Genomic DNA, 8,025 nt, shown 5'->3' with positions numbered 1-8,025 from the left:
GGACGCCAGGGGTGTCCGACCGGCCCTTCCGCGTCCGCGCTGCGGCCCGGCCTCAGCCGCGCCGCAGCCCGGCGAAGAACGCGCGGAGGTCGCCCACGAGCGTGTCGGTCGCCTGGTGCGCGGCGTAGTGGCCGCCGCCGGGGTAGGAGTTCCACCGCACGATGTTGGCGTGGTCGCGCTCGGCGAACCGCCGGATCGAGACGAAGTCGCCCTCGAACATCGCCACGGCCGTGGGCGCGGTGGTCGGGCCGGCGGCGGGGGGCTCCTCGTCGTGGGCGTCCTCGAAGTAGAACCGCAGGGCCGAGCCCGAGGTGCCGGTCAGCCAGTACAGCGCCACGTTGCCCACCACGAAGTCGGGGTCGAGGGTGTCGTCGAAGAGCTGGGCCTGCCAGGCGAGCAGCCCCACCGGGGAGTCGGCCAGGGCGAAGGCGAGCGTTTGCGGCTGCTGGCTGTGCAGCACGTTGAACGCGAACTTGTTGTCGTAGAACCACTGGAGCACCTTGAGCGCGGCCTGGTCGGCCTCGCTGAGGTCGGCCAGCTCGGCCGGGTCGCCCGAGGGGAACGAGTAGAGCTGGGTGACGTGGACTCCCAGGACGCTGTCGGGGGCCAGCCGGCCGACCTCGGGCGAGACCATGGAGCCGCCGTCGTTGCCCACGGCGCCGTAGGTGTCGTAGCCCAGGCGGCGCATCAGCTCCACCCAGGCGCGGGCGGTGCGGCGGGTGCCCCAGCCGGGCGCGGTGGTGGGGCCGGAGAACCCGAATCCCGGCAATGACGGGATGACCAGGTGGAACGCGGGCTGGTCGGGGTCCTCGGGCGCGGTGAGCGGGGCGATGGCGTCCAGGTACTCCAGGACCGAGCCGGGCCAGCCGTGGGTGAGGACCAGGGGCACGGCGTCGGGGCGCTCCGAGCGCACGTGCAGGAAGTGCACGGTCTGGCCGTCGATCTCGGTCGTGAACTGGGGGTGGGCGTTGAGCCGGTCCTCCAGCGCGCGCCAGTCGAAGGCGTCGAGCCAGTGGGCGGCCAGGTCGCGGACGCGGCCCAGCGGCATGCCGTAGCGGTCGCCTGAGCCGGGGACCTCGTTGGGCCACAGCGCCCGGCGCAGGCGGTCGGCCAGGTCGTCCAGGGCGGGCTGGGGGACCTCGACGCGGAAGGGGCGGACGGCGGTGGCGCTCATGGCTCTCCTCAGATTGGAACGGAATGCTTTGTTCCGGCGTGTCCCAACCGTACCAGAACGGAATGATCCGTTCCAGTGCTAGCGTGGGGGCATGCCGAACCACACCGCTTCCCCCTCCGGCCCCGGCCTGCCGGGGCGGCGCGGCCAGGCCGCGCGCAACGACGAGGCGATCGTCGCCGCCGCCCGCGAGGTGTTCCTCGCCGACCCCAAGGCCCCGGTCTCGGCCGTCGCCGCCCGCGCCGGGGTGGGGATCAGCGCCCTGTACCGCCGTTACGGCGGCAAGGAGGACCTGCTGCGCCAGGTCTGCCACGACGGCCTGCGCCGCTACATCGCCGAGGCCGAGGCCGCGCTGGAGCACGCCGACGGCTGGGCCGCCTTCACCGGGTTCCTGGCGGCCGTGGTGGACGCCGACGTCCACTCGCTCACCGTGCACCTGGCGGGGTCGTTCACCCCCACTGAGGAGATGGGGGCCGACGCCGCCCGCAGCGGTGAACTGACCGCCGAACTGGTCGCGCGGGCGCGGGAGTCGGGTCGGCTGCGCGCCGGGTTCACCGCCGAGGACGTCACCCTGGTCCTGGAGGGCTGCGCCGCCGTCCGGTTCCCCGATCCCGGGCGCACGCGCGCCCTGCGCCGGCGCTACCTGGCGCTGGTGGTGCGGGGGGTCGACGCGGGCGCCGAGGGCGCGGCCGACCTGCCCGGCCCGCCGGCGACCGCCGAGGAGTTGGGCTGGCGCTGGAGCCGAAGGCTATGATCGCTCCGCAATTGTCCGCGAAAGGGGAGTTCCATGAGGCTCACAGGGATCATGCTCGCGCTGCTCGCGCTGGTGTTCGGTACGGCGGCGCCGGCCTCGGCCGCCGAAGGGGAACTGCGGTGGACCTCTGACGGGGTGAACTGGTACTCCTACACGCCTCCGGCCTACGACGTGTGCTTCGAACCCGCCTCCTGGATGGTGAAGCCGGCTATCGCCGTGGTGAACGACACCAACGTCGCCGTCGAGGCGCACTGGCGTAGCGACTGTTTGGACAGTTCTCCCGACATCATCCGCCCGGGCGAGAGGATCGACAGCTACACCGTGAGCGTCTACATTCCCGCGGCCTGACCGCCTGACAGGTCGAGGCCCGCTGTCCCCTGCTTTCCACGCCCCGATCGACAGGGGCGGGGTGGGCGGTGCTCCACCTGGCGGTGCGCGAACCGAAAAGCTCGACGCGGTTGACGGGAAGACGGCAGGCGACGCGCCTTGCCTGATGTTCGCGGCTCTGGCCGACCCCACGCGGCGGGCGATTCCCGCGCCTGAAGGGGCTCGAACACGCGGAGCCGGTCAAGCCGGGGGCGCGACGCGCAGTGGCGGCCCTGCCTGCTCGAACGGGCGCCGGAATCCCGTCCCGGCGGCGCGTGGCGCTTCGTCAACCGCGACAAGGACGGCAACGAGTACGTCTCCACGGCGTGTTCCACGACGGGCATGCCCGGCCACGTGCTGCTGGAGACCGCCACCCTGGAGAAGGTCGAGGGCGGGACCAAGTACACGTCGGTGTCGGTGTTCCAGTCGGTCGAGGACCGCGACGGCATGGACGCCGCCGGCATGGAGCACGGCGCCCGCGCCGACATGGAGAAGCTGGCCGAACTGGTCGAGAAGAAGGGCTGACGTCCGTCCCGCGCCTCCCCGCCCCGGGCGGGGAGGCGCGCGCCCGGCCCGGCCGGCGGCCGCGCGCACCGGCGGCTCCCGGGCGGACCGTCGCGCGGGCACCGCGCGCGCCGGTCCGCCCGGCCGCCTCAGCGGCGCGGCGTGCGGGCCAGGTAGTCCGCGAAGGCGACCGTGCCGGCCGGCCGCGCGGCGGTCGTCAGGTGGCCCGCGCGGAACGCCCGGCCGGGCGCGCCGGGCAGGCGCAGCGGCAGCACCGGGCGGCGCACGCCCCGGGCGCGCTGCCATTGGCGGACCGCCTCGTCCATCGCCAGCACCTCCGGCCCGGCGAACTCCTCCACCGCCCGCGACGGCCCGGCCCGCAGCAGCGCCAGCACCCGCTCGGCCACGTCGGCGACGTCCACCGGCTGGGTCGTGACCCCCCGGTCGACGGCCATCACCGGCAGCCGCGCCATGGCGCTCAGCGCCTCGTCCACCAGGCCGTGGAACTGGGCGGCGCGCAGGATCGTCCAGGGCAGGCCCGCCGCGCGGACCTCCCGCTCGGCGCGCAGCTTGGCGCGGAAGTACCCCCACGGCACCCGGTCGACCCCGATGATCGACAGGTGCAGCACGTGGCCCACCCCGGCCCCGCGCGCGGCCTCCAGCAGCAGGCGGGTGCCGTCCACGTCCACCCGCTCGGTGTAGCGGCCCTGGTAGGGCGCCGAGGCCAGGTGCACCACGGTGTCGGCGCCCGCCACGGCGGCGGCCAGGCCCGCGCCGGTGGCGAGGTCGGCCACCACCCACTCCGGTCCGCGCCCCTGAGCCGCCGGGAGCCGCTCCTCGGCCGCCGCCGCCGGACGCCCCTCGACCGCCGCCGCGCCGCCGCCCGGCCGGGCGGCCCCGGCGGGGCCGGCGTCCGCACCGCCGGGGTGCGGGCGCCGGCTCGCCGCGCGGACCTCCAGGCCGGCCCCCGCCAGGACCGGCAGCACGGCCGCGCCCAGGCGGCCGGTGGCGCCGGTGACCAGGACGCGCGTCACGACGCCGACGGCCGGTGGGAGCCCGGGACCATCCGGGTCGTCACGGCGACGCGGTTCCAGAAGTTGATCGCGGCGACGGCCAGCACCAGCGCCGCCAGCGTCTCCTCGCCGTAGTGCCGCGCCGCCTCCTCCCACACCGGGTCGGACACCGCGTCGCGGCGGTCGCTCAGCCGCGTGGCCTCCTCGGCGAGGGCGAGCGCGGCGCGCTCGGCGTCGGTGAACAGCGGCGACTCCCACCAGACCGGCAGCGCCAGCAGCCGCTCCTCGGACTCGCCCTCCTTGCGGGCGTCGTGGGTGTGCATGTCCACGCAGAACGCGCAGCCGTTGATCTGGCTGACCCGGATCTTGACCAGTTCCAGTGTGCTGGTCGGCAGCGTGCTGGTGCGCAGCCACGCCTCCAGCCCGGACACGGCCTTGTAGGCGTCCGGCGCGAGGTTGATGACGTTCATGCGCTGGCTCATCGGGCACTCCTCAGCTTCTCGGGGTTCAACACGATGTCGATCTCGGTGACCCGCCCCTCGGCGACGCTCAGCGCCGCCACGCGGATGGGCCGGCCGCCGTGGTACTGGACCAGCCCGGGCCGGCCGTTCACGGGGCGCACGCGGGTGGACAGGTCCAGGCCCGCCGACCGCGCCTGCACGCCCATGAGGAAGCGCGCGACCTTGTCGGCGCCCTCGATCGGCCGCAGCGCGCTGCGCACCCGGCCCCCGCCGTCGCTGCGCAGCACCGCCGCGGGGTCGAGCAGGCCCAGCAGCGCGCCGAGGTCGCCGCCCTCGACCGCGCGCTGGAACGCCTCCACCACCCGGCGGTGCTCGCCGGCGTCGACGGCGAAGCGCGGCGCCCGCGCCGTCACGTGCCGCCGCGCCCGCGCGGCGAGCTGGCGGCAGGCCGCCGGCGAGCGGCCCACGGCCTGGGCGACCTCGGTGAAGGCCAGCCCGAACACGTCGTGCAGCACGAAAGCGGTGCGCTCGGCGGGGCTGAGCGACTCCAGCACCACCAGCATGGCCATGCTCAGCGACTCGTCCAGGGTGATGCGGTCGGCCGGGTCGCCCTCCTCCACCACGGGCTCGGGCAGCCACGGGCCGACGTAGGTCTCCCGGCGGCGGCGCGCCGACCGCAGGGTGTCCAGGGCCAGGCGGGAGACCGTGGTCACCAGCCACCCCGTGACGTCGGCGATCTGCCCGGCCTCGGACCGGTCCAGCCGCAGCCACGCCTCCTGCACCACGTCCTCGGCCTCGTCGACGCTGCCCAGCAGGGAGTAGGCGACGCCGAGGAGGCGGGGCCGGATCGCGTGGAACTCGGCCGTGAGATCGGTTTCACTGTCCACGCCATGAGGACGGGGCGGCGGGCTCTCGTGTGACATCGGGGGAGAGGTTCCTCGGTGTGATGTGTGCGGGGGGACTGTGCGGGTGTGCGGGGACCGTGCGGGCGTGCGGTGGGCCGCCGCACGATCCGGGGACGGCCAGAGGGTGCGGCGCCCGCGCGGGCGGGGGCGGCACGTGCGGCGAGGCTACCGGTGCGGCCCGCCCGCGCGGGCGCGAACCCCGCAGGTCAGCGCCGACGCGCGGGGACAGGAGGCGGTCCGGCCGCAGCCGGTGCGGCGCCCGGACCCCCGGGCCGGGGCGCCGGGTGCGCCTTCGCGCTGCTCGCGGCCCGCGCCGCTCGCGGCGGAAGGCGTGCGGGGCGCCCGGCCTCGCGCCGCGTCCGCACCGCGCCCGACGGGCGCGGACCGCTGAATCGGGCCGCCCGCAACCGGCGCCCGCGCCCGACCGCGAGCGGCGCGGGGCCTGCGGCCGGCGCGGCGGGCGCCCGAAGGCGGTGGTGCGCGCACCACCCCGGTTTCGGGTGCTGCCGGGGCGCGGAGGCTTGCGGGCACTACCGACACCGCGCCCCGCCGGGCACGAGACTGCCGGTCACAGCCCTGAAAACCCGTTCGCACGAAGGGACCGGCATCCGTGAACACCCCGACGAGGACCCCCTCCGACTCCCCACACCCGGACGGCGGGGCGGAGCCCTCGGCGCCGGCCCCCGGCTCGGCCGAGCGCCGCCGCCCGCCGCGCGGCGGGGCGTTCTGGCGCACCCTGCGCGACGGCCACGCGCCGCTCGCCTGGTTCGCCGTCGCCATGGCGGTCCTGGCGCTGTGGTGCGCGGTGGGCGTGCTGGTCGACGGCCGCGTGGTGGAGGGGGAACCCACGTGGGCCAAACCGTTCAAGTTCGCGGTGTCCTTCGGCCTCTACGCCGGGACCATCGCCTGGATGCTCGCCCACGTCGGCCGGTTCCGCCGCACCCTGTGGTGGCTGGGCACCGCGCTGGTCGCCCTCTTCCTCATCCCCGAGATCGCCGTCATCACCCTCCAGGCCGCGCGCGGGGTGCCCAGCCACTTCAACGTCTCCGGGTCCCTTGAGGGCACGCTCTACGGGATCATGGGCGGCGCCGCCTACGCCGGGTGGCTGCTGACGCTGGCGCTGGGCGTGCTGCTGGTGCTCCAGCGCCGCGCCGACACCGCCATGACCTGGGCCGTCGGCCTCGGCCTCCTCGTCTCGCTCGCCGGGATGTCCACCGGCTACCTGATGACCGCGCCCACCCCCGAGCAGGTCCAGGCCATGGAGAGCGGCGCCGAGGTCGCGATGGTGGGCTCGCACGGGGTCGGCGGCAGCGCGGCCGGGTCCATGCCGGTGACCGGCTGGGAGACGCGCCAGGGCGACCTGCGCGTCGCGCACTTCGTCGGTCTGCACGCCCTCCAGGTGCTGCCGCTGGTGGCGGCGGGCCTGCTCGCGGCCGCCGGCCGGTTCCCCCGGCTGCGCTCAGCCGGGGTGCGCGCCCGGCTCGTGGTGGTGGCCGGCCTGGGCTACGGGGGGCTGGGCGGCCTGCTGCTGTGGCAGGCGCTGCGCGGTCAGGCGCCGCTGGCGCCCGACGCGGCGACCCTGCTGGCCGCCGGGGCGCTGGCCGCCGCCGTGGCCGCCGCGACCGCCGGTGTGCTGGCCTGGGCGCCGCGCGCCGCCGCGCGGTCGTAGGACTCCCGGGCGTCCAGCAGTTCCTCCCAGTGCTCCTCGGCCCAGGCGCAGGCCACGGCCAGGGGGCCGAGGAGGCTGCGCCCCAGGGGCGTCAGGTCGTACTCGACCCGGCGCCCCCCGTCGGTGCGGACGGTGCGCGAGACGAGCCCGTCGCGCTCCAGCGCCCGCAGGGACGAGGTCAGCACCTTGGGGCTGGCCCGGTGCAGCGGAACCCGCAGCTCGCCGAACCGGCGCGGGCCGTCCTCCAGCAGCTTCAGGACCAGCCCGCCCCACTTGTCGCCGATCCGGAACGGGTGCAGCCCCGAGGGGCAGACCTCGTCCACCATGTCGGCGGTGAGTTCCCTGCGCATGCGGCGAGGCTACCCGGCGCCGTGGTACCCGTCCGGTAACCGCCCCCCCGGCTAGCGTGCCGCCACCGGCCGGGCGCGACGGCCCGGCGGCACAGGAGCGGCACAGGAGAAGGGACGGTGCGGGCGATGGAGACCACGGGCGGCGGGGTAGCCGGGGAAGCCGCAGGAGCGGTGCCGGGCATGCGGATCGCGGTGTTCGGCGCGGGCGGCCGGGCGGGGCGGGAGGTGGTGGCCGAGGCGCGCCGGCGCGGCCACCGGGTGACGGCGGCGGTGCGCGACCCCGCCGCCCACGCCGGTCTCGCGGGGGAGGGGGTGGCGCTGGTGGCCGCCGACGCCGCCGACGCGGCGGCGGTGGCGGCCGTGGCGGCGGACCACGACGCGGTGGTCAGCACGGCCGCGGCCTACGGGCCGGGCACCGACCCGCACGCGTTCTTCACCCACTCGGCGCGGGCGCTGCTGGAGGCGGCGCGGCGCTCCCGGTCGGGCAGGCTGATCGTGGTGGGGCTGGGCGGCCTGCTCACCGACGCCTCGGGGCGCCCCCTGGTCGACGCGCTGGGGGTGCCCGAGGAGTTCCGCCCGTTCTGCGACGGCCACGCGGCGGGCCTGGCCGAGCTGAGGGCGGGCGGGGCCGACGTGGACTGGCTCTACCTCAGCCCGGCGGGCGACTTCGACCACGGCGGCGACCGGCGCGGCGGCTACCGGGTGGTCGAGCACGGCGAGGTCGAGGCGCGGATCTCCTACCCGGACTTCGCCGTGGCCGTCCTGGACGAGACGGAGCGGCCCCGCCACCGGCGGGTCCACCTCGCCGTGACCTGGTGAGGGACGCGGGGGC

9 protein-coding genes are annotated in these 8,025 nt (G+C 76.4%); 4 read left to right on the top strand and 5 right to left on the bottom strand.

Translation table 11 applies throughout. The annotated features are described in order from the left end of the window. Positions 1–52: 52 nt before the first annotated feature. Positions 53–1,174 (bottom strand): epoxide hydrolase family protein, encoded by a 1,122-nt coding sequence (locus LG943_RS27380; protein WP_270075276.1) that lies wholly within the window; start codon positions 1,172–1,174, stop codon positions 53–55. 91 nt (positions 1,175–1,265) lie between these two features. Here LG943_RS27380 and LG943_RS27375 point away from each other — a divergent pair, with 91 nt between their 5' ends. From LG943_RS27375 to LG943_RS27715, 3 genes are all read left to right on the top strand, one after another. Beyond that, positions 1,266–1,925, top strand: a complete 660-nt coding sequence (locus tag LG943_RS27375) for a TetR/AcrR family transcriptional regulator (protein ID WP_270075275.1) — start codon at positions 1,266–1,268, stop codon at positions 1,923–1,925. Between the two features lie 33 nt (positions 1,926–1,958). Then, positions 1,959–2,273: a hypothetical protein gene (locus LG943_RS27370; RefSeq protein ID WP_270075274.1), complete on the top strand. Its 315-nt coding sequence runs from the start codon at positions 1,959–1,961 to the stop codon at positions 2,271–2,273. Between the two features lie 360 nt (positions 2,274–2,633). Then, positions 2,634–2,816 carry an SRPBCC family protein gene (locus LG943_RS27715; protein ID WP_333486445.1) on the top strand — a complete coding sequence of 61 codons (183 nt, stop codon included), beginning with the start codon at positions 2,634–2,636 and terminating at the stop codon, positions 2,814–2,816. Between the two features lie 128 nt (positions 2,817–2,944). Here the strand turns inward: LG943_RS27715 and LG943_RS27360 are convergent, their stop codons facing one another. The 4 genes from LG943_RS27360 to LG943_RS27345 form a co-directional block, all read right to left on the bottom strand. Beyond that, entirely contained in the window at positions 2,945–3,829 is an 885-nt protein-coding gene (locus tag LG943_RS27360; RefSeq protein WP_270075273.1) for an SDR family oxidoreductase, read from the bottom strand. Continuing rightward, the gene (locus LG943_RS27355) at positions 3,826–4,290 is read right to left on the bottom strand and encodes a carboxymuconolactone decarboxylase family protein (protein WP_270075272.1); all 465 of its coding nucleotides are present in this window, start codon (positions 4,288–4,290) and stop codon (positions 3,826–3,828) included. The genes LG943_RS27360 and LG943_RS27355 overlap by 4 nt, the downstream gene beginning before the upstream one ends. Then, a complete protein-coding gene (gene sigJ / locus LG943_RS27350; RefSeq protein ID WP_270075271.1) occupies positions 4,287–5,156 on the bottom strand; it encodes an RNA polymerase sigma factor SigJ in 870 nt (289 codons plus the stop codon). Before sigJ ends, LG943_RS27355 begins: the two co-directional genes overlap by 4 nt. A gap of 1,566 nt (positions 5,157–6,722) precedes the next feature. Beyond that, a complete protein-coding gene (locus LG943_RS27345) occupies positions 6,723–7,193 on the bottom strand; it encodes a winged helix-turn-helix transcriptional regulator (RefSeq protein ID WP_270075270.1) in 471 nt (156 codons plus the stop codon). 126 nt (positions 7,194–7,319) lie between these two features. Here LG943_RS27345 and LG943_RS27340 point away from each other — a divergent pair, with 126 nt between their 5' ends. Then, positions 7,320–8,012, top strand: coding sequence for an NAD(P)-dependent oxidoreductase (locus LG943_RS27340; protein ID WP_270075269.1), 693 nt, complete (start codon positions 7,320–7,322; stop codon positions 8,010–8,012). Positions 8,013–8,025 lie beyond the last annotated feature (13 nt).

Source organism: Streptomonospora mangrovi (assembly GCF_027604915.1).
GTDB classification, from domain to species: domain Bacteria; phylum Actinomycetota; class Actinomycetes; order Streptosporangiales; family Streptosporangiaceae; genus Streptomonospora; species Streptomonospora mangrovi.
This window is presented reverse-complemented; position numbering and strand designations above follow the sequence as displayed.